Raw genomic sequence first — 20038 nt, 5'->3', positions numbered from 1 at the left:
ACCCGGGGACGCGGCATTCACGGACCCGGTTTGCCGGATGGGCCTGGCCAGAAGGAGGGATGATGGGCCACTTCCCAGAGGTGTCCGTCGGGGTCGGCAAAGTAGCCCGAGTAGCCTCCCCAGACCACCTGTTGACCCGGTTTGAGCAGCGTGCCGCCCGCGGCTTTGGCCTGGGCCAGCACCGCATTCACTTCATCAACATCGCGAGCCATATAGGCCAGGGTCACGCCACGAAAGCCCTCGCCACCGGCATTGACCATCACATCCTCAGCAAGCGCGTTCCAGCCATAGAGGGCCAGCCACGTGCCTTGCAGGGTGAAGAAAGCGATCTTGGCGTCATCCTCCTCTAGACGTGGCCAACACAGTCCGTGCTGATAAAACTCGATGGCACGATCAAGCGATTGGACCCCGAGGGAAATCAGCCCGATTCGCGGCTCCGGTGGGCGGGGTTCGACCTTTGGCATCACTCGACTCTCCATTGCTGAGGCGTTACACGCCATGCTGAGAGCCTAGACGGGAAACCTTCCATGCTGGATGCGTAAACACCCGCCGTGCCGAAATGACACAGCGGGTATCTGTCAGGTATCGGTGTGGTTCAGTTTTTCGCCGTCTGGCTAGGCCATTCTCTGTGGTCCCGTCGGCGGCCTGACTGGGTGCTGAAAACAGGCTCAGCCTTCAACGACCAGGGTGTAGTCCAGGGTCGGGTTCAGCGGGCAGGAATAGACGTACTCACCGGGCTCCAGACTGATGGCAAAATCCTTGGTCTGTCCGGCGGCCAACCCGCCCCCTGATACGCTGGGCAGGCGCGCACGGTTGACCAGCCCATCCCCGCGCAGCCAGAAGCCCAGTTCGTAGGGAACACCTTCGTTCTTGACCCGAAAGACGTAGTCCCCGGGGGGCAGGTGGATCACCTTGGACGCGGCCAGGCGTGCCTCGCCCGTCTCATCATTAAAGGCCTCGCAGTCAGCCTTGCTGCGTGGTTGGACACCATGGTGGGTGCCGTTTTCACTTTCCAGGAATTGACAGCCCACCTGGGTCAGCTCGATTACCCTGGGAGACGCGGCGTGGGACTCAGCGGCCTGGGCGGGAGCCGTCCAGCCGATCGTCCCGGCCAACCCGAGCGCCAACGCCCAACTCGCCCACCACCCTCTGTTGCCGCCGTGAACACTGATTGCCCGAGCTTGCATAAAGGCCACCCTCGTTTGCATGATGATGAAGGCGAGGCAAGAGGCCTTCGCCCTGCTCCATCGTCGTCGCCAACCGACCAAGGGGCCTTACAGGTACAACGTCAGGCCTTGCCAACGTAAGCCCGCGCAGCGCCCGTCGCGGCCAGCAGCGACTATGCTGAACATGGTGTTCTAGGTTTGCTCCCGCGACCTGGCGACGCGCCCCCACCGTCCCCCGACAAGGAGATTTCCGATGCTCGAGCAGATTCCACATCCCGCTGATCATGTGGTGGCCATCCGTGCTGGTGGCACCGTGACCGCTCAGGAACTGCAGCAAGCCATCGACCTCATCGAAGCCGCCAAGAAGCGCTGCCCCAAGGTCAGCATGGTGGCCGAGCTTGATGACCTGCGTTGGATGACGCTGACCGCGCTGCTGCGAGACCTTGGCTACGGGCTGACGCAGATTGGGGAGCTCGACCACTATCATCGCGCCGCCGTGATCACCGACAAGGAGTGGATCAAGCACGTCGCCCATCTGGAAGATCGGCTGGTGAAGAAGATCGAGATCCGCACCTTTTCACACAAGGAGCGGGACGCCGCCATGGCCTGGGTCGCTGCGCTGCCGCCAGACGCTGATGCAGCAAGCGAGGATGAGCCGGAACGAGATGGCTATCACGGCGCCTGACGGCCCGGCTCCCGACACCAGCTCCGTGCCTACTCGAGATAGCAGGCAGAACGGACAGGGGCGCTCAGCCGAGCGCCCCTGTCACTGTATCTGTATCGCTACGCCTTCCCGCCGACTACAGGAACAATCTCCTGTTCAGCCGCTCTTTCTCAATGAGTGGAGCCCCAGCTGGTCGAGCCGGGTGATGCCGAGCAGCGCCATGTTGCGCTCGATTTCCTCGCTCAACAGGCGTGTGGCGTGGGCCACTCCAGCATGTCCTGCGACGCTGGCGGCGTAGTTGTAGGGGCGGCCGATAAAGACAAAGTCAGCCCCCAGCGCCAGTGCTTTCAGCACCTGGCCACCGCGCCGAAAGCTGCCATCGATCATGACCGGGATAGCGCCCTCGGTCGCCTCGAGCACTTCAGGAAGCATGGTCAGGGGCGCCACCGTGGCATCCAGCTGGCGCCCTCCGTGATTGGAAACGATCAGCCCATCGGCACCGATGTGCCGCGCCCGACGCGCATCATCGGGATGCAGAATCCCCTTGACCACCAGTTTTCCCGGAAAGCGTGAGCGCACGTGCTCTAGGGTCGACCAGTCAAGATGACGACGCCCGGCAAAATCACGGGCCGCATGCTTGGCCAGTACCGGTACGCCGCGGGTGGCAAAGTTGTTTTCAAAGTGAGGCATGCCATGGCGATACAGCGTTCGCAGGAAGGTGCCGAATAGCCAGCGAGGCCGCGTCACCCCATCCCAGGCGAGCCTGACACTGGGCTTCAAGGGGCTGGAGAAGCCCGCTCTGCGGTGGTTTTCCGGATTGGGCGGCACCGCATAGTCCACCGTGACCACCAGACGGGTATAGCCCGCCTGTATGACCCGCTCTAGCAAGGCATCGATGCCTTCCAGGGTGCCTGGCAGATAGGCCTGGAACCACTCGGCACCGTGTGACTCAGCGAGCGCTTCCATGGGAATCAGGGACGAGCCGCTGACGATCATCGGAATCCCTGCTCGGCGGGCTTCATCGGCCAGCACCCGGTCGCCCTGATAGGCAGTCAGGGCACTGATGCCCATCGGGGCAATCCCGAAGGGCTGGGAATAGCGCTGTCCCAGCAACTCCACTTCGGTGGAGGTCGTCGAGACATTCACCAGCGCTCGCGGCAGCCACTGATAACGATCGAAGGCCTCGCGACTGGCACGCGCCGTGGCACCCTCTTCCGCGACGCTGGCCACATAGCCAAACAGCGGACGCGGCAAGTGACGACGGGCCACCCGCTCGAAGTCATCAAGGCTGTAGATGTCATCGAGACACCGCTTCATTCGCTCTCTCCCTTCCTTGTTATTCACCGAGGGTCGTCGGCCAGGACACCGCCATTGACCGCGTCCACCTCTCCGCGTCCCGTCAGAGCATTGATCAGATTGGCGACCGCGCGCCCAGCCATGGCAGCACGCGTCTCATGGGTCGCCGAGCCAATGTGCGGCAACACCACCACATTGTCCATTCGGCATAGGGGTGAGTCGGGGTTCAGCGGCTCCTGCTCAAACACATCCAGCCCAGCCGCGCGAATCACGCCACGCTGCAGCGCATCGATCAACGCCTGCTCGTCCACCACCTTGCCCCTGGCCACATTGATCAAGGCGGCCCATGGCTGCATGCGCGCCAGCGCGGCGGCGTCGATCAGGTGGTGGGTGTCCTCTCGATACGGGACGCTCAAGCAGACGATATCGGCACGCGCCAGCAGCTCGTCCAGCGAGCAACGCTCGGCCCCCAGCTGCTGCTCCAGAGACGGCTTGGGGGTGGAGGCGGCATACAGGACCGGCATGTTGAACCCCAGCGCGGCGCGCCTGGCGATGGCCGCCCCGATACGGCCGGCGCCAACAATGCCCAGCACCTTACCGTGCACGTCATGGCCGAAATGATGGGGGCCAACATGGTTCTGCCAGCGCCCCTCGCGCACCATGCAGGACAGCTCCACCAGCCGCCGTTGGGTGGCCATGATCAGGGCGAACGCTGTATCCGCGGTGGTTTCCGTCAGCACATCCGGCGTGTTGCACAGCAGGATACCGCGACGATTCATCGCCGCCAGCGGCAGGTTGTCGTAACCCACCGAAATGGTCGACACCACCTTCAGCTGCGGTGCGCGCTCAAGTGCAGCGTCATCCAGCTCCAGCTTGCCGCCAATCAGGCCATGGGCCCTGGCCAGCGCGGCGTCATACTCGGCGCGATTGCCGTCATGCAGCTCATCAAAGTAGTCGACCTGGGCCACCGCCTGCAGCGCGGCCAGGTGCGCCTCGCTCAATCTGCGCAGGGCCACAATCCTGAGGTCGTGTTGTGCCATAGTACTTGCCATGCTGATGCCCTCGTTCACGCATCCTGTTAGTGGGACACACGTTCGCTGTCCGGCATGCTGAACCCCTGAGCCTCGAGCGCTGCCAGCAAGGACTGCCGGCGCTGGCTATCCAGCTCGACCAGCGGCGGCCGCAGCCGGTGCCAGTCGTCGACACCCGAGAAGCTCGCCTTGGCGGCCTTCATGGCGGGAATCACCGGGTAGCTTTCGAACAGATCACGCACCTGGTTGAGGCCAGCCTGACGCTGGTCGGCGTCGGCGTCTTGCCACGCACCGGCAAGCGCTGCGATGGCCGCGGGGTTGACGTTGGCCGTGGCACTGATGCAGCCGGCTCCCCCTGCCCGCAAGGTATCGAGCAGGAAACGTTCGCTGCCCGCATATACCTCGAAGCCGTCAGCGGCAAAGCGCTCGATCAGGTTCAGGGTATGAGCCCAGTCCCCACCGCTGTCCTTGATGCCAACCACGGTCTGTGGGAAGGCATCACGCAGACGTTCGATCAACCCCAGCGACAGCGGGACCTGCGCCACCGGCGGAATATGGTAGAGGAACACCTTCAAGCGGGAATCGCCGACCCGCTCGATGACCTCGGCGTAGTAACGAAACAGCCCTTCATCACTGACGCCCTTGTAGTAGAACGGAGGCAACATCAGCACCCCAGCGGCCCCCATCTGCACCGCATCACGGGTCAGCGCCACACTGTCATCGATGGCGCAGTGGCCTGTACCAGGCATCATCCGCGCCGGATTCAGCCCGGCTCGCTCCAGACGGCTCAAAAGGTCGCGCTTCTCGGTGACACTCAGGGAGTTGGCCTCGGAGTTGGTGCCAAACACCGCCAGCCCCACACCGTGGGACTGGAGCCAACGACAGTGGTCGATCAGCCTCGGCGTATCCACGCTCAGCGACGATGTAAAGGGAGTAATGACCGGCGCCCAGGCGCTGCCCCGGCGTTCAGGATGGTTCGCGTTCATGATGTGGATTCCTCACGCTGTACAGGGCGGCAGATTGACGACGTCACATGCCGCTATTCCATGGCTAGACCGTGCCTCAAGAGCTGCCTCAAGAACGGGCCTCAAGAACCGGTCTCACGACCATGGCTCGCTGGCGTAACGCTCCAGCGCATCGCTGCAGAAGTTGAAGCCGAGCCCAGGGGTCTTGGGCAGCAGCAGGTTGCCGTCGGCAAACTCCAGCTGGGTATCGACCAGGCGGCGGAAGTTGAGCACCTGATCGTCGGCAAAGAATTCCACCATGCGCGCGTTCGGCGCCGACGCCACCAGGTGGACATGCAAGTCATGGAACCAATGGGGATAGACCTCGACGCCGAAGCTCGCCGCCGTCGCAGTGATTCGACGAAACTCGGTAATGCCGCCACAGACGGCGGCGTCGGTCTGCAGGATCATCGCCGCGTCCTGCTCCAGCAGCTCCTTGAAGCGCCACCGGCCGGCCTCGATCTCACCGGTGGCGACCGGCACCGGCGTCCGCTCTGCCAGACGGCGATGGTTGTCGATGTCATCAGGGCTGAACGGTTCCTCGATCCAGTAAGGGGCATAGGGCTCCGCCATGCGCATAAAGGCCAGCGCCGACGGCAGGTCTCGCCAGGCATTATTGGCATCGAGCATGACCGCCACGCTCGGCCCCACCGCTTCGCGCACCGCTGCCAGTCGGGCCTCCTCGCCGGCGAGATCGTCGCGCCCCACCTTCATCTTCACCGCCTTGAAGCCCTGCGCCACATAGCCGGCCATCTCCTCGGCCAGCAAGGCGGGCGTCTTGCCCTCCAGGTAATAGCCACCGCTGGCATAGGCCGGGACCGACTCGCTGTCGCTGGCCCCCAGATACTTGAACAAGGGCAGCCCGGCGGCACGGGCATTGCGGTCCCACAGTGCCGTATCCAGGATGCTGATGGCTCGCATCACCGAGCCACTTCGACCATGCAGCAACGACTCCTGATACATGGCCTGCCACACGCCTTCCGTGGCGTGGGCGTCGGCCCCCAACAGCACCGGCCTTAGCAACTCACGCACCGCCTGTGACACCAGTGCGCCGGCGTTATTGCCGCCGTAGCAAAAGCCGATACCCACCACTCCGTCATCGCCTTCGACCTCGACCAGTGCATAGTCACGCTTGAACACCTGGCGGTTGGAGAAACTGGTGGGGTGATCCAATGGAACGCTGACGGTACGAGCACGAACATCGGTAATACGGGTCATGGCGAACTCCTTGAGACATTGTTGTTGGATCTGTCTGTTTCGGGCGTGTCTATTTCAGGCGTGTCTGTGTCAAACGTGTCTATGTCGGACGTGCCTATTTCAAACGTGTCTAGGGTCGATACCCGGTGATCCACCCTGGAGGACGAACGCCGGGGGTGGGCACTGTGCCCCGGCGCTCTAGCCGCGCTCTAGTCGCGTTCTAGTCGCGTTCTGGCGCTAGCCCGTGCGGCCCCGGCGTGAGGCGCCGGTCAGTCGTCCCCGCAGCCAGCGGAAGAAGGGCGTTGCCTGGAGGATCGACAGCACCGCGATACCCAGTAGCACCATGGCGATGGGACTGTTGAGGAAAATCACGGGACTGTTTTGACCAATCAGCATCGACTGCTGAAAGCTGGTTTCCATTACCGGCCCCAGGATCAGGCCAATGACCATCGGAGCTGGCGAGATACCGGCCTTGTTCATCCAGTAGCCGAACAGCCCGAACCCCAGCATCAGCCCTACCTCGAACAGACTGTTGTTGATCGCGAAGGCTCCGATCACGCAGAGCGTGATGATGGCGCAGGCGACGAAGCTGTCCGGCACCTTGGTCACGCCCACGCAGACACGGGTGAAGGCCAGGCCGACCGCCAGCAGGCCCACATTGGCCAGAATCACCGCCCAGATCAGGGTGTAGGTCACGTCGCCGTAGTCGGTCAGCAGGTTGGGGCCCGGCAGAATGCCCTGGACCATCAGCGCGCCGAGCAGAATCGCGGTGGAAGAACTGCCTGGAATGCCCAGGGCGATGGTGGGAATCAGAGCACCGCCGACAACGGCGTTGTTGGCGGACTCCGGGGCAGCGACCCCCGCGATGTCACCCTTCCCGAAACGGCTCTTGTCCTTGGCGAAGCGCTTGGCCTCGTTGTAGGCAAACCAGCTGGCGGTATCGCCCCCCGTGCCGGGGATCAAGCCAGTCACGATCCCGATACCGCCAGAGCGCAGAATGTTCGGCATCAATTGGCGCAGCTCCCTGAACCGCGGTACCAGGCGGTCGGTGATCTTGCTTGCCACCTTATCGTTGTCGTGGGCGTTCTCCAGCAGGATCAATGCCTGGGGAATCGAGAACAGCCCAATCAGCGCCACCGTGAACTCGATGCCTGAAAACAGGTTGATGTTGCCGAAGGTCATGCGTGGGGTGCCGGTGATCAGGTCCATGCCCACGGTACTGAGCAGAAGCCCCATCACCCCCGACAGCAGGCCGCTGACGATGGAGCCCTGGGACAAGGAACCAATGATGGTGATGCCAAGCACGGCAATGGCAAACAGCTCGACCGGGCCGAACTTGAGCACCAGCACGCCGAGCAGCGGTGCCGCCGTCAACAGCGCGACGCCGCTCATCAAGCCCCCGAAGAAGGAGGCAAACAGCGAAATCCCCAGCGCCTTGCCCGCTTGCCCCTGCTGGGACAGCGGAAATCCGTCCAGCACGGTCGCGGCAGCCGAAGGGGTGCCAGGGGTACGCAGCAAGATGGCGGCGATGGAGCCGCCGTAGGAGGCGCCGACGTACAACGAGGCCAGCATGCTAAGCCCGGTCGCCGGGTCCATGGTAAAGGTCAGTGGCAGCAGCAAGGCCAATGCCATGGTGGCGGACAGCCCAGGCATGGCGCCGACAAACAGCCCCAGCAAGGTACCACCGAGGATCAGTGACACATTGGTCAGGGTGAGCACATTGCTCAACCCCACCATGACGAGATTTTCGTTCATAGGGTCAGGCTCCAGGTTCGCTCAGATGCGCTGAAGGCTCCGGCGAAGCGGATCACATTGGCAGGACACTATCCGGCTCATGACAGCGACGGCAGCAGCGGCACGGGCAGGCCCAGAAAGCCGATGAACACCAGGCACACCACCGTGATCAGCGCCGCGATACCGATCAGACTGAAGCGCAGCGATACGTGGCGGACCAGGACCAGCGCCAGGCCCATGAAGGCCGCCGTCGCGATCACGTAGCCCAAATAGTTGATGGCCTGGACGTAGACGACAGCCAGCGCGAACACCATCAGCGCCTTGACCGGCTTGGCGGGCGGTGTCTGGGTCTGGGCCTGGTTCTGGATCGGGGACTGAGCATGGCCCGCGGAATCGATAGCGTCGGCGGTATCAGCTTCACCTGGTACGGCGGCGGGGTCATGGGCCTGCACATCTCGCAACTGACTGCCTTCTCGCGTCGGTCGATGACTGGCCTCGGCGGTCCTTGCCCTCCTGGCTCCGAGCACTTCCTGAGCGATCATCGCCAAAGCGAAGGCTGCCACCACCACTGCATAGATCAGCGGCATTCTTGCCGCAGCGCTGGGATATCCCAGCGAGGTGATGCCAAACAGCGCGGCAACACCGAGCGCCAGCAGGCCAAACAGCAGACGGCTAAGTTTCATCTTGTCTTCTCCCGATGATGTCGAGGGGGGAGAGGCGCTCGACCTCTCCCACCCCTGCCATCAACCGTTGACGTCATCCTTGACGCTGGCCCAGATCTGCTCGAACTGACCTTCCATCTCCTCGATCATCCGCTGGTAGTCGTCACCGGTCTGGATATCCAGGTTCATGGCGCGCTCCTCGGCGACCTGCTTGAACTCGTCGTTGGTCTTGAGCGCCTCGAAGGCATCGATCAGCTGCTGGCGTGCCTCGTCGGGAATACCGGCGGGCGCGCTGTAGCCTCGCGACGACCCGGCCACCACCTCAATGCCCTTCTCGCTCAGGGTGGGCACGTCCGGCAGCATCGACAGACGTTCACGAGAGAACACGGCCAGCGGACGCAGGCTGCCAGACTGGATATGCCCGTAGACGTTGCCAAGATTGTTGAAACTGGCGTCGATCTGCCCGCCCATGGCCGCCGTGGCCGATGGGCCATCGCCCTGGAAGGGCACCTTCTGGAAGCTCAGCCCGGTGGCCTGCTCGATCAGAATGGTCGAGAAAAAGTCGTCTCCACCAACGCCGGAATTGCCGACCGTGATGGCGCCGGGACTCTGCTCAGCGGCGGCGAGAAAGTCCTCGACACTTTGGTAGGGGCTGTCGGCCGGCACCACGATGATGCCGGGGTCGGTCACGACGTTGGCGATGGGCGTCAGCTCATCAATCGAATAGGTGATGCTGTCGTTCATGATGTAGTTGGTCATCAGCATCGGCGTATTGGTAATACTGATGGTCGTGCCGTCGGCCTCGGTCTGCTTGGCCAGACGCGTCCAGGCGATGGCCCCGGTCGCCCCAGGCAGATACTCGTTGACGAAATCGACCCCGAGCTGCTCGCGCAGGAAAGGCTGCGTCAACTGGGCCAGGGCATCGCTCCCCCCGCCCGCCTTGAAGCCCTGAAGTACCTTGATCTCGTCGCCGGCGGAATAGTCCGCCATGGCGGCGCCAGGCAAGAGCAGGGTCGAGAGGAGAATGGCGGCGTATGCTCCACGCTTGTTCATGGCTGCACCTCACGTGCTGTTGTCATTGTGTTGCGCTTGTTGTTGCGCTTGTTGTTGCGTGCGGTTCGATGTCGAGCTTTGGTCACGCCCTGGGGCGCTGGGTGTTATCGGGTCCGGCACCGAGCACATCGTGATTGCCAACATCAACGTAGTAGGTTGCCAATAAAATTGTCAATAATCTTGTTAACCATCTTTTCTCGTCCTAATCTTGCTGCAACGAGAGGCGGGAAGGACCAGTGACACCCTTCCCTGTCACCTCCCTTCGGGAGCGATAACAACGCCAAGGTAAACGCACGCTATCGCTCACCAGTCAGCACCCAGAACTGTGAGGACCCCACCATGAGCCAGGACTCCGACAACAACCACAAGAGTGCCACCCTGGGCATGTCCAACCGCTTGACCAATTATGGCGATGCCGACTTCTCGCTCTTCCTGCGCAAGGCCTTCATCAAGGGCATGGGCTACACCGACGACGCGCTGTCCCGGCCGGTTATCGGCATCGCCAATACCTACAGCGGCTACAACGCCTGCCACGGCAACGTCCCTGGGCTGGTCGAGAGCGTCAAGCGCGGGGTCATGCTGGCCGGAGGACTGCCCGTGGAGTTCCCCACCATTACCCTGCACGAGTCCTTTGCCCATCCCACCAGCATGTACTTGCGCAACCTGATGGCACTGGATACCGAGGAAATGATTCGCGCCCAACCGATGGACGCTGTCGTGCTGATCGGTGGTTGCGACAAGACCGTGCCGGCCCAGCTGATGGCCGCCGCCAGCGCCGACATTCCCACCGTCCAGCTGGTAACAGGCCCGATGCTGTCCGGCTCCCATCGTGGCACGCGTGTCGGCGCCTGCACCGATTGCCGGCGTTACTGGGCGGCCTACCGTGGACAGGACATCGACGATGCGGAAATCAGCGAGGTGAACGACAAGCTGGTGCCGACGGTGGGGACCTGCTCGGTGATGGGGACCGCCAGCACCATGGCGTGTCTGGCCGAGACCATGGGCATGATGCTGCCCAATAGTGCGACCGCTCCGGCGGTCTACGCTGACCGTCAGCGAATCGCGGAACAGTCGGGGGCCGAGGCCGTGCGGCTCGCCAAGGAAGGCATCACGCCATCGCAGATTCTCACCCCCGAGGCCTTCGAGAATGCCCTGCGCGTGCTGCTGTCACTGGGTGGTTCGACCAATGCCCTGATTCACCTGACGGCCATTGCCGGACGCCTGGGAATCGACATCGATCTGGAGGCCTTCGATCAGATGAGCGCGCAGACCCCCGTGCTGGTGGACCTGAAGCCCTCTGGCGAGGGCTACATGGAAGACCTTCACCGGGCGGGAGGCTTGCCTACCTTGCTGCGTGAGCTGGGGCCGCTGCTGCATCTGGATGCGCCGACGATCAACGGCCGCACGCTAGGCGAAAACATCGAGGCCGCCGTGCACCTGATCGATCAGCCGGTGGTCCGCCCTCGCTCGCGCCCCATCTATGCCCAGGGCGGCATCGCCGTCTTGCGCGGCAACCTCGCCCCCAGCGGCGCCATCATCAAGCAGTCTGCGGCGTCTGCCAGCCTGATGCAGCATCGCGGACGAGCGGTAGTGTTTCACTCGCTGGAAGACCTGGCCCAACGCATTGATGACCCTGAGCTCGACGTCAATCCGGACGACGTGCTGGTCCTGGCCAACATTGGCCCCAAGGGAGCGCCGGGAATGCCGGAGGCGGGCTATATACCGATTCCGAAAAAGCTTGCCGCCCAAGGCGTCAAGGACATGGTACGGATCTCCGACGGGCGCATGAGCGGCACCGCCGCCGGCACCATTGTCCTGCATGTGTCGCCGGAGGCTGCCGAGGGCGGGCCCCTTGGGCTGGTGCGCGATGGCGATATCATCACCCTCGACGTGGCCGCCAACCGGCTGTCGCTCGAGGTCGATGAGCAGACCCTGGAAAGCCGTCGTCGGCAGCACAGTCCAGCCGCTGCGGACACGGGCGCTTTGCTCGGCTATCGTCGGCTGTTCATGGAGCAGATCCTGCAGGCTGACCAGGGCTGTGATTTTGCCGTATGTCGCCCTGAACTCCACTGTCGCGTACCGCGCCGCCGTGCCCAGACGCCTGACCAGCGGTGACAATGCCAGACCAGCGGTGAAGGCGCTCGCCGCTATTGGTAGACTAGACGAGCATCGTCCTCGCGCCGATGCTCGACCGCCACCACCATCGCAGGGGACGCGAGATGAGCCGATCTAGTGTGCAGGATGCTGACGACCTCGAGACTCGGCCCAGTGCCGCCAGTGTGGCTGAGGAGATAGTCGGCAGTGTAGAAGAAGACATTGTTCTGGGGCGCCTGCACCCGAAAGAACGTCTGGTGGAAGAGGATCTGATCGAACGCTTCGACTGCAAGCGGCATGTCGTGCGTCAGGCACTGTTCCAGCTCGAGGATATTGGACTGGTCGAGCGCATCCGCAATCGCGGCGCCTTCGTCAAGGCCTATACGCCGGAGGAAGTGGAACACCTCTACGCCATGCGCGAGATTCTTGAACTGGCCGGCGTCGACGCCCTGCCCTTGCCGGCTCCGAGCTCATGGCTTGACGAGCTCAGCGAACTGCACCAGCGCTACAGCGCTGCGGTGGACGCGCAGGACCTGCGCCGTGTCTTTCACCTCAATATCGCCTTTCATCGGGCCCTGTTTGCGGCGACCGGCAATCCCTATCTGGCTGACACGATCAATGAGTTCGCCCAGAAAGCACACGGCATTCGCTTTATCGCGATCGCCGATAGTGACAGTCTCTCCAGGGCACGGCATGAGCACCAAGCGATGATCGACGCCATCCGCCATCAAGATCGCGACGCCCTTCGCGAGCTGTGTCGCCAGCACCTGCTCCCGTCGAAAAATCGCTACCTTCAGCTGCATCCAACCCGCCGCTGACACTGGACCACTGGCCATACTCAGGCGCTACCAGGGCGCTACCAGGGCAATATCAGCGGGCAGCGCAGGCGCCCTTGGCCACTTCCCAGGACTGGCGGATGTGGTCCTCCAGCAGATGCCGGGCATCGTGAATGCGGCGCTCCAGCGCCAGCGTCACCAATTCACCGTGCTGGGCGTCCAGGCGCTCGCGAATCTCAGGATTGCCCGGGGCCAGACGGCGATAGCGGTCGAACTGATCGTGCAGTTGTTCGATGAAGCGAAGCAGCCAATGAGAGCCACAGGGCGCCAGCAAGGTGCGATGAAATCGCTGGTGGGCCTGCTCCCACTGTTCCACCTCGCCCTGAACCTTGTTGGCACGCGTCAGCCGGTGACTGGCGGCGAGCAGCTGTGACTCCCACTCCGCATCCCCTGCTTGAAACGCCTGGGTCAGTGCCATGCATTCCAGCTGCACCCGCAGCCTGGCGATGTCTTCAAGCTCATCCGCTGACAGCGGCGGCACGCGAAAACCCCGCTGATTGTGCTGTTCCAACAAACCGTAGGCGGCAAGCCGATTCAGTGCCTCCCGCAGGGGGCTCAAGCCCACCTCATAGCGGTCCTTCAGGGCGCTGATGGCGAGTTTCTCCCCGGCGGCAAAGCGACCGCGAATCAAATCCACCTTGAGGGCATGGAATACCTGGCTGGCGGCGGTCTCGCCGCTGGTGGCCGCCTCGGCCGGTTGGGACGTGGTCATGACAGGACTCGTGAAGGACAGAGATGCAGGGTACGTCGGCAATTGACGTTCGCCAAGCGCCGGGGCATAGTTTTTGCCGAAATATCGATTTTACCACCATATGACGATATTTCTTACATCAATTGCGACATCAACCAAGAAACATCAGAGATCGACCGCACGTCAGCCAGCCTTCGGCCACGCTTCAGGCGCCATCGTCCAGGCCGGACCAGACCTGAAGCCTTCGCGAACCTTCAGCAGGGAAGGTCACCAGGCGGTGTGCGTGAAGAGAGCTGTCGTAAAGAGCGGGCCTAAGGGCTATCTGAAGGGCTATCTGAACAGCTCTCTAAACGTCGATCTCGACAACACAACCATAACAACTTGCCTTGGAGCGCCCTATGTCCCAACACTCCTCTTCAGCGGCTGAACGTGCCCCCTCCACGGGTGGTCCCTCTCACCCCGAAGACGCCCAGGAACCAGCGGTCTCCCTTTCTGGCCGTCGCCACGCGCTGCTGCTGGTAGCCGCCATCGGCAGCCTGCTGGTCGGCATCATGGGCCTCGGCATTCCCACGGCGGTGGCATTGATCGTCGCCGGCGCCATCGCCATGACCCTGTGTCTGGTGTGGGGTATCGCCTGGTCACGCCTCGAAGCCGACCTGCTCAAGGGGATCCAGGCGATGCTGGTGCCTATCCTGATCCTGATGAGTGTCGGCATGATGGTGGGGGTCTGGATGCTGTCCGGCACCATCCCGGCCATGGTGACATTAGGCCTGGAGTCACTGACGCCGGGTTTGTTCCTGGTGGTGGCGTGTCTCTCGTGCTCCTTGATGTCGGTCATGGCCGGTACTTCCTGGGGCACCCTCAGCACCATCGGTGTGGCCTTGATGGGCGTCGCGCTGGGACTTGGTATTCCGCCCGCCTACGCCGCAGGAGCCATCGTCACCGGCACCTTCTTCGGCGACAAGCTGTCGCCCCTGTCGGACACCACCGTCATGGCCTCGGCGGTGTGCGAGGTCAACATCATCAGTCACATTCGCCACATGCTCTATTCGACCCTACCGGCGTACCTGATCGCCCTGGTCGTCTATGCATGGCTCGGCAATGGTGTCGCCGAAGCCGGTGCGGCGATGACGACGGACGGCATGTCGGACCAGACCCAAGCCATCATCGACACCCTGGCCGCTACCTTCAGCGACAATCTCCTCACACTGCTTCCGCCGCTGGTCGTGTTCGGCTGCATTCTGGCCAAGAAGCCGGTGCTGCCCGCCTTCATGCTGGGTATCGTCAGCGCTGCGCTGATCGCCGTGGTGTTGCAAGGCGCCAGTCTCGCCGAGATCGGTAGCGCCATGAACGCAGGCTTTGTTGCCGATACTGGCGTGGCGATGGTGGACAAGATGCTCTCCCGTGGGGGACTGCAGGGCATGATGTCCACCGTGGCGGTGCTGATTGCGGCGGCGGTGCTGGGAGCACCGTTCAAGAGCGCCGGCACCCTGGACGCCGCCATTGCCTGGTTGGCCCGCCGCCACGCCGCGCGCCGCCAGGTATTGGGAGGATCGATGGCACTGCACAGCCTGGCCTTTCTGCTGACCGGCAGCTACTACGTGACATTCTCTCTGCTCGGCCCGCTGCTACGACCCTTGGTCGCCAGCAGCGGCAGCCCTACCAAGAACCTGTCACGCATCCTCGAGGATACTGGTACCACGCTGTCGCCGCTGGTGCCCTGGGGTGTCACCGGGGCCTTTACCGCCGCCACCCTGGGCGTCGCCACGGCGGACTTCTTTGTCTACGCCATCCTCTGCTACGGCGCTATCGCCTTTTCCCTGCTGTATGTCCTGACCGGCTGGACCCTGGGCCACGACAGTGAAGAGCTCCCGCAACAGCACCCCGCTACCCTGCGCTGACAAGCGATAGCTCTGGCGCCATAGCCCTGACGCCACAGCCCTGACGCCACAGCCCGGTTGCCATAGCCCTGTTGCCATAGCCCGGTTGCCACCGCCCCTGCTGTCTTGCCCAGGGGCGGTGGTTGGAGAGAGCCCGCACGGCACTGACGTCAGTCGCCTGCCCAGGGATTGACGCTCGCTGCAGCGCACGGCATAGTCAAAGCACAAAATCGATTTTTAAACACAATACCGATTACCACCTTTTCTTTCGACGAGAGACGCCATGTCTTCCCAGCGCGATATCCCTGGCACTGCTTCCGCAACCGCTTGCGGTCACCTGTCCACGCCCTATCCCGATGCCACGCCCTTCCCGTCTCGACGCAGCCCCACGTATTCTCGCCACGGCATGGTGGCCACTTCGCAGCCCCAGGCGGCCCAGGTGGGGCGCGACGTACTGGCCCGCGGCGGCAATGCAGTCGATGCCGCTATCGCCACGGCAGCGGCACTGACGGTCGTCGAGCCGACCGGTTGCGGCATCGGCGGCGACGCCTTTGCTCTGGTCTGGATCGCCAGCGATGACAACGGCAACGGCGAGCTGCACGGACTCAACGCCAGCGGTGTTGCCCCCCAGGCGCTGACGCGGGAGATGCTGGTCGAGGCGGGGCATGACAAGGTGCCGCTATACGGCTGGACCCCTGTCACGGTCCCCGGTACGCCGTCCGCCTGGGCGGAACTGTCGCGCCGCTTCGGCAAGCTGGACTTCGCAAGCCTGCTGGCACCCGCCATTCGCCTGGCCCGGGAAGGGTTCCCGGTCTCGCCCGTTATCGCCAGCCTGTGGCAGCGCGACACGGCCACCTTCAAGCGCCACCTCGAAGGTGAGGCCACCCAGGGCTGGTTCGATACCTTCACCTTCGACGGGCGTGCCCCGCAGGCGGGTGAATGGTTTACCAACCCCGGTCAGGCCGACACCCTCGAGGCGATCGCTGCATCCCATGGGGAGAGCTTCTATCGCGGTGAGCTGGCTGAGGCCATCGACGCATTTTCACGCCGTACCGGTGGCTATCTGCGCAAGGAAGACCTGGCGAGCTATCAGCCCGAATGGGTCACCCCCATTTCTGCCCGCTATCGTGACGTGGATGTGTGGGAGATACCGCCCAATGGGCAGGGTCTTGTGGCCTTGATGGCACTGCGCCTGCTCGACGGTTTTGCACCGTCCCATCGCGACGATCCTGAACTGCTGCATCGCCAGCTCGAGGCCATGAAACTGGCCTACACCGACGGCAAGACGCACATCAGCGAGCCCGAGGCGATGACCTACTCGGTCGAGGAGCTGCTGTCCGACCACTACACCGACGCGCGCCGCGCGCTGATCGGCGACTCGGCCATCGACCCCGAGCCTGGTGACCCCAAGGCCGGCGGCACCGTCTACCTGGCCACGGCCGACGCCGATGGCAACATGGTGTCGTTCATTCAGAGCAACTATCACGGCTTCGGCTCGGGGGTCGTGGTCCCGGGTACCGGTATCTCCTTGCAGAACCGCGGCCATGATTTCAGCCTGGACGAGCATCATGACAACGTCCTCAAGCCCGGCAAGAAGACGTTCCATACCATTATTCCCGGCTTTCTCACCCGTCATGGCAAGGCGCTGGGGCCGTTCGGCGTCATGGGCGGCTTCATGCAGCCCCAGGGCCACGTGCAGGTCGTGATGAATCTGGTCGACTTCGGGCTCAATCCCCAGGCAGCACTGGATGCCCCGCGCTGGCAGTGGCTGGGCGAACGCACCATCGGTATCGAACACAGCTATGCTGCGCCGCTGGTTCGCGCCATGGCAGCGCGCGGTCACCGTATGCAGGTCGACACCGACAGCCGCAGCTATGGCCGCGGACAGATGATCCTGCGAGACCCGGACACCGGCATCTATTGCGGCGGTACCGAGCCGCGTACCGACTCCAGCATTGCGGTGCTCTAAGCCATGGGACAACACGCCTCACTGTTCGCCGCGTTCTTTCGCATCGGTATCTTCGGCTTCGGCGGTGGACCGTCGATGATCCCACTGGTCCACCAGGAGGTGGTCAAGCGCCACGCCTGGATGGACGACGACGCCTTCGCCGATGTGCTGGCGATCGGCAATACCCTACCGGGCCCGATTGCCACCAAGATGGCCGGCTATATCGGCTTCCGTGTCGGTGGCGTGCTGGGCGCCATCAACGCCGTCGTTGCCGTCATCGTGCCGGTGATCTTCGCGATGATCGCCCTGCTTGGGCTCTACAGTCGCTACGGCGATCAACGCTGGGTCCAGGGCATGGGCCTCGGGGTGGTACCGGTGGTCATGGTGATGATGGCCCAGCTGACCTTTGACTTCTTCAACAAGTCTCGTGCAGGTCTCGGCGTAATCGCCACCCTGGTGCTTGGCGGGGTCGCCGGCGGGCTGATCTACGGCCTCGGCGTACATCCAGGTCTGGTCATCGGCGCCCTTCTCGTCGCCGCCCTGCTGCGGCCCGAGGCCAGCCGCAAGGCATCTCAGGGAGGGCCCTCTGCATGATCTACTGGCAGCTCTTTCTGGCCTTCTTCATCCCCAACATCGTCGGCTATGGCGGTGGACCGGCCATCATCCCGCTGATCGAGAACGAGGTCGTCGGCCATTACGGCTGGATGACCCATCAGGCCTTTGCCGAGACTCTCGCTCTGGGCAATGCCCTGCCCAGCCCCATCGCGACCAAGATGGCAGGCTACATCGGCTACGACGTGGCCGGCGCTGGCGGTGCCATTGTCGCGGTGCTGGCCACCGTTGGCCCCTCGCTGCTGCTGATGCTGGCCGCCCTGGGCACCCTGTATCGCTACCGAGATTCGATCAAGGTCAAGTCCATGAGCCAATGGGTCCGACCTGTTGTCATGGTGCTCATGGCCTACCTGACGGTGAGCTTCCTGCGCGAAGGAATGGCGACGTCAGGCCTGCTGCACACGGCCATCATCGCCGCAGTGGCCGCCTTCCTGCTACTCAAGACCAAGGTACATCCGGCCCTTGTGGTGTGTTTCGGCCTCGCCTACGGGGCCTTGCTGCTGGGCTGATCCGCTCACGCCGACGACGACAGACGTGAACACCACGACACATAACAACCGACGCTTCATTCACAACAATCATCAACAACGATCACTTGCTCAGGACATCAACATGACCACTGTACATCGCCGTTGCGCTACCTCCCTCGCCCTTGCCGTGGCAGCTGCTTCCATGGCCATCGTCCCCCAGGCCATGGCCCAGGAGGCGTTTCCAGAAGACCCCGTCGAGTTCATCGTGCCCTGGTCCCCCGGCGGCGGTAGCGACACCCTGATGCGGCTGGTGGCGAACCACGCGGAAACCTACCTTGGCCAGCCCCTGCCGGTCATCAATATGCCCGGCGTCAGCGGGACTACCGGTCTCAAGGAACTCTCACGGCGCGATGCAGACGGCTACACCATCGGGCAGGTGCACGAGGGCCTGATGGTCGCCAGCCATACTGGCCTCACTCCTCTGAACTACGATGACTTCGAGGCGGTAGCCGCCGTCACTCAGTCCCCTCAATACCTGACCGTGCCCGGCGATGCTCCCTACAGCACCTTTGACGAGTTCGTCGACTACGCCAAGCAACATCCCGGCGAGGTGCGCTTCGGCGTGACCCTGGGTGGCGTGCCACATATCCACGCCGCGATGATGGAAGAAGCCGAGGACCTGCAGTTTCGCTATGTCGGCTTCGAAGGCACCGGCCCTCGCATTCGCGCGCTGGTAGGCGGTCATATTGATGCCGCCATCGGGGATATCTCTTCCAGCGGCGAATTCGTCAAGAACGGTGACTTGCGCTTCCTGGCCGTCGGCAGCGAGGAGCGCCAGCCAGAAGCGCCGGACGTGCCCACCTTCGCCGAACTGGGACACCCGGAGCTGAAGCTCAACATCATCCGCGGCATCCTGGCGCCCAAGGGCACACCCGAGGAACGTATCGACGTGCTGGCCGCCGCCTTCGAATCCATGAGCCAGGATGAAGCCTTCGCCCAGGCCGTGCACAACGCTGGCGCCAGCGTGGTATTTGAAGGCCCCGACGCCTTCGCCGAATACCTCGAGACCAGCGATGCCACCATCGAGCGTCTATCAGGGAAGCTGGCGCGATGAGTGCTTCCCACGACGACAACCTGTCCCCTGCAACCGCTCCATCAGCCGGCTCCCCCCAGGGGGGGCCGGACGCCCAGGGACGTGGCGACCACCTGGCCCACGTGCTTCTGAACCTGGGGTTGGCGGCGCTGTTCACCGGTCTCTATGTGCAGGCCCGTGACCTGCCTTCCTCGATGTGGGAGCCACTGGGGTCCGGCAGTTTCCCGCGTCTGGTGCTGGCGGCTCTGGTCGCTCTCAACCTGGCCATTACCGTCAAGGAAGGCCGCCGCTTCATGGCCCAGCCCGCCTCGGCTCGCGGCCAGGCCGGCGCCTGGATATGGCGGCATCGACTGGCCTTTGCCGTGTTAGGACTCTTTGCGGTCTACATCATCACGCTGCCCTGGCTGGGCTTTAGTCTCGCGTCCTTCGGCTTTCTGCTGGCAGGTCAATGGATGCTGGGTGCCCGCACCGCAAAGCCGGTGGCCATCGCCGTGGTGATCGCGGTGATCTTTTCGCTAGGCGTGGACACTCTGTTCCGTGACGTCTTCGTCATCAGCCTGCCCCGCGGCCTGTTCGGCTAAACCGGCAACGACGTCTCGAGGAAACT

At 63.3% G+C, this 20038-nt stretch carries 19 protein-coding genes; 9 read left to right on the top strand and 10 right to left on the bottom strand.

Annotated elements, in window-relative coordinates:
* Positions 1-17 precede the first annotated feature (17 nt).
* Together KUV72_RS09150 and KUV72_RS09145 are read right to left on the bottom strand one after the other, a co-directional pair.
* Positions 18-464, bottom strand: coding sequence for a VOC family protein (locus KUV72_RS09150; RefSeq protein ID WP_222238085.1), 447 nt, complete (start codon positions 462-464; stop codon positions 18-20).
* Between the two features lie 204 nt (positions 465-668).
* On the bottom strand, positions 669-1187 hold the full coding sequence (locus KUV72_RS09145; protein WP_222238084.1) for a hypothetical protein: 519 nt from the start codon (positions 1185-1187) through the stop codon (positions 669-671).
* 232 nt (positions 1188-1419) lie between these two features.
* Between KUV72_RS09145 and KUV72_RS09140 the strand changes: the two genes are divergently transcribed.
* Positions 1420-1851, top strand: coding sequence for an STAS/SEC14 domain-containing protein (locus KUV72_RS09140; RefSeq protein ID WP_222238083.1), 432 nt, complete (start codon positions 1420-1422; stop codon positions 1849-1851).
* 135 nt (positions 1852-1986) lie between these two features.
* Here KUV72_RS09140 and KUV72_RS09135 read toward each other — a convergent pair whose 3' ends face one another.
* The 7 genes from KUV72_RS09135 to KUV72_RS09105 form a co-directional block, all read right to left on the bottom strand.
* A complete protein-coding gene (locus tag KUV72_RS09135) occupies positions 1987-3147 on the bottom strand; it encodes an alpha-hydroxy acid oxidase (protein ID WP_222238082.1) in 1161 nt (386 codons plus the stop codon).
* A gap of 23 nt (positions 3148-3170) precedes the next feature.
* Positions 3171-4178, bottom strand: a complete 1008-nt coding sequence (locus tag KUV72_RS09130; protein ID WP_261317429.1) for a 2-hydroxyacid dehydrogenase — start codon at positions 4176-4178, stop codon at positions 3171-3173.
* A gap of 26 nt (positions 4179-4204) precedes the next feature.
* Positions 4205-5143: a dihydrodipicolinate synthase family protein gene (locus KUV72_RS09125; protein WP_222238081.1), complete on the bottom strand. Its 939-nt coding sequence runs from the start codon at positions 5141-5143 to the stop codon at positions 4205-4207.
* Between the two features lie 114 nt (positions 5144-5257).
* Positions 5258-6379, bottom strand: coding sequence for a mandelate racemase/muconate lactonizing enzyme family protein (locus KUV72_RS09120; protein ID WP_222238080.1), 1122 nt, complete (start codon positions 6377-6379; stop codon positions 5258-5260).
* Positions 6380-6595: 216 nt separating this feature from the next.
* Positions 6596-8113: a tripartite tricarboxylate transporter permease gene (locus KUV72_RS09115; RefSeq protein ID WP_224852046.1), complete on the bottom strand. Its 1518-nt coding sequence runs from the start codon at positions 8111-8113 to the stop codon at positions 6596-6598.
* A gap of 77 nt (positions 8114-8190) precedes the next feature.
* Positions 8191-8775 (bottom strand): tripartite tricarboxylate transporter TctB family protein, encoded by a 585-nt coding sequence (locus tag KUV72_RS09110; protein ID WP_222162931.1) that lies wholly within the window; start codon positions 8773-8775, stop codon positions 8191-8193.
* Between the two features lie 60 nt (positions 8776-8835).
* A complete protein-coding gene (locus tag KUV72_RS09105; RefSeq protein ID WP_206936900.1) occupies positions 8836-9807 on the bottom strand; it encodes a tripartite tricarboxylate transporter substrate binding protein in 972 nt (323 codons plus the stop codon).
* A gap of 339 nt (positions 9808-10146) precedes the next feature.
* Between KUV72_RS09105 and KUV72_RS09100 the strand changes: the two genes are divergently transcribed.
* Positions 10147-11922: an IlvD/Edd family dehydratase gene (locus KUV72_RS09100; RefSeq protein WP_222238079.1), complete on the top strand. Its 1776-nt coding sequence runs from the start codon at positions 10147-10149 to the stop codon at positions 11920-11922.
* 104 nt (positions 11923-12026) lie between these two features.
* Positions 12027-12719: a GntR family transcriptional regulator gene (locus KUV72_RS09095; RefSeq protein ID WP_206936897.1), complete on the top strand. Its 693-nt coding sequence runs from the start codon at positions 12027-12029 to the stop codon at positions 12717-12719.
* A gap of 52 nt (positions 12720-12771) precedes the next feature.
* Here the strand turns inward: KUV72_RS09095 and KUV72_RS09090 are convergent, their stop codons facing one another.
* Positions 12772-13449 (bottom strand): GntR family transcriptional regulator, encoded by a 678-nt coding sequence (locus tag KUV72_RS09090; RefSeq protein WP_222162927.1) that lies wholly within the window; start codon positions 13447-13449, stop codon positions 12772-12774.
* A gap of 377 nt (positions 13450-13826) precedes the next feature.
* Here KUV72_RS09090 and KUV72_RS09085 point away from each other — a divergent pair, with 377 nt between their 5' ends.
* The 6 genes from KUV72_RS09085 to KUV72_RS09060 all read left to right on the top strand — a co-directional run bounded on the left by KUV72_RS09085 (position 13827) and on the right by KUV72_RS09060 (position 20012).
* Positions 13827-15329: a Na+/H+ antiporter NhaC family protein gene (locus tag KUV72_RS09085; RefSeq protein ID WP_222238078.1), complete on the top strand. Its 1503-nt coding sequence runs from the start codon at positions 13827-13829 to the stop codon at positions 15327-15329.
* A 385-nt stretch (positions 15330-15714) separates the two neighbouring features.
* Entirely contained in the window at positions 15715-17277 is a 1563-nt protein-coding gene (locus KUV72_RS09080; protein ID WP_261317443.1) for a gamma-glutamyltransferase family protein, read from the top strand.
* A 3-nt stretch (positions 17278-17280) separates the two neighbouring features.
* The gene (locus KUV72_RS09075) at positions 17281-17850 is read left to right on the top strand and encodes a chromate transporter (RefSeq protein ID WP_206936890.1); all 570 of its coding nucleotides are present in this window, start codon (positions 17281-17283) and stop codon (positions 17848-17850) included.
* Positions 17847-18377 carry a chromate transporter gene (locus KUV72_RS09070; RefSeq protein ID WP_206936888.1) on the top strand — a complete coding sequence of 177 codons (531 nt, stop codon included), beginning with the start codon at positions 17847-17849 and terminating at the stop codon, positions 18375-18377. Before KUV72_RS09075 ends, KUV72_RS09070 begins: the two co-directional genes overlap by 4 nt.
* A 103-nt stretch (positions 18378-18480) precedes the next feature.
* Positions 18481-19452 (top strand): Bug family tripartite tricarboxylate transporter substrate binding protein, encoded by a 972-nt coding sequence (locus KUV72_RS09065; RefSeq protein WP_206936886.1) that lies wholly within the window; start codon positions 18481-18483, stop codon positions 19450-19452.
* Entirely contained in the window at positions 19449-20012 is a 564-nt protein-coding gene (locus KUV72_RS09060) for a tripartite tricarboxylate transporter TctB family protein (RefSeq protein ID WP_222238076.1), read from the top strand. Before KUV72_RS09065 ends, KUV72_RS09060 begins: the two co-directional genes overlap by 4 nt.
* Positions 20013-20038: the final 26 nt, after the last annotated feature.

It is taken from the genome of Halomonas sp. DP4Y7-1, assembly GCF_019800705.1.
In the GTDB taxonomy this organism is placed as follows: Bacteria; Pseudomonadota; Gammaproteobacteria; order Pseudomonadales; family Halomonadaceae; genus Halomonas; species Halomonas litopenaei_A.
Note: the sequence above shows the minus strand (reverse complement) of the source record. Positions and strands in the feature narration are given on the sequence as shown.

What these genes read in the sequence shown, in the direction of transcription:
- KUV72_RS09090 (WP_222162927.1), bottom strand. Translation starts at nt 13,449, where the DNA reads ATGACCACGTCCCAACCGGCCGAGGCGGCCACCAGCGGCGAGACCGCC.
- KUV72_RS09135 (WP_222238082.1), bottom strand. Translation starts at nt 3,147, where the DNA reads ATGAAGCGGTGTCTCGATGACATCTACAGCCTTGATGACTTCGAGCGG.
- KUV72_RS09130 (WP_261317429.1), bottom strand. Translation starts at nt 4,178, where the DNA reads ATGGCAAGTACTATGGCACAACACGACCTCAGGATTGTGGCCCTGCGC.
- KUV72_RS09115 (WP_224852046.1), bottom strand. Translation starts at nt 8,113, where the DNA reads ATGAACGAAAATCTCGTCATGGTGGGGTTGAGCAATGTGCTCACCCTG.
- KUV72_RS09150 (WP_222238085.1), bottom strand. Translation starts at nt 464, where the DNA reads ATGCCAAAGGTCGAACCCCGCCCACCGGAGCCGCGAATCGGGCTGATT.
- KUV72_RS09075 (WP_206936890.1), top strand. Translation starts at nt 17,281, where the DNA reads ATGGGACAACACGCCTCACTGTTCGCCGCGTTCTTTCGCATCGGTATC.
- KUV72_RS09065 (WP_206936886.1), top strand. Translation starts at nt 18,481, where the DNA reads ATGACCACTGTACATCGCCGTTGCGCTACCTCCCTCGCCCTTGCCGTG.
- KUV72_RS09140 (WP_222238083.1), top strand. Translation starts at nt 1,420, where the DNA reads ATGCTCGAGCAGATTCCACATCCCGCTGATCATGTGGTGGCCATCCGT.
- KUV72_RS09105 (WP_206936900.1), bottom strand. Translation starts at nt 9,807, where the DNA reads ATGAACAAGCGTGGAGCATACGCCGCCATTCTCCTCTCGACCCTGCTC.
- KUV72_RS09080 (WP_261317443.1), top strand. Translation starts at nt 15,715, where the DNA reads ATGGTGGCCACTTCGCAGCCCCAGGCGGCCCAGGTGGGGCGCGACGTA.
- KUV72_RS09095 (WP_206936897.1), top strand. Translation starts at nt 12,027, where the DNA reads ATGAGCCGATCTAGTGTGCAGGATGCTGACGACCTCGAGACTCGGCCC.
- KUV72_RS09085 (WP_222238078.1), top strand. Translation starts at nt 13,827, where the DNA reads ATGTCCCAACACTCCTCTTCAGCGGCTGAACGTGCCCCCTCCACGGGT.
- KUV72_RS09100 (WP_222238079.1), top strand. Translation starts at nt 10,147, where the DNA reads ATGAGCCAGGACTCCGACAACAACCACAAGAGTGCCACCCTGGGCATG.
- KUV72_RS09060 (WP_222238076.1), top strand. Translation starts at nt 19,449, where the DNA reads ATGAGTGCTTCCCACGACGACAACCTGTCCCCTGCAACCGCTCCATCA.
- KUV72_RS09070 (WP_206936888.1), top strand. Translation starts at nt 17,847, where the DNA reads ATGATCTACTGGCAGCTCTTTCTGGCCTTCTTCATCCCCAACATCGTC.
- KUV72_RS09145 (WP_222238084.1), bottom strand. Translation starts at nt 1,187, where the DNA reads ATGCAAGCTCGGGCAATCAGTGTTCACGGCGGCAACAGAGGGTGGTGG.
- KUV72_RS09125 (WP_222238081.1), bottom strand. Translation starts at nt 5,143, where the DNA reads ATGAACGCGAACCATCCTGAACGCCGGGGCAGCGCCTGGGCGCCGGTC.
- KUV72_RS09120 (WP_222238080.1), bottom strand. Translation starts at nt 6,379, where the DNA reads ATGACCCGTATTACCGATGTTCGTGCTCGTACCGTCAGCGTTCCATTG.
- KUV72_RS09110 (WP_222162931.1), bottom strand. Translation starts at nt 8,775, where the DNA reads ATGAAACTTAGCCGTCTGCTGTTTGGCCTGCTGGCGCTCGGTGTTGCC.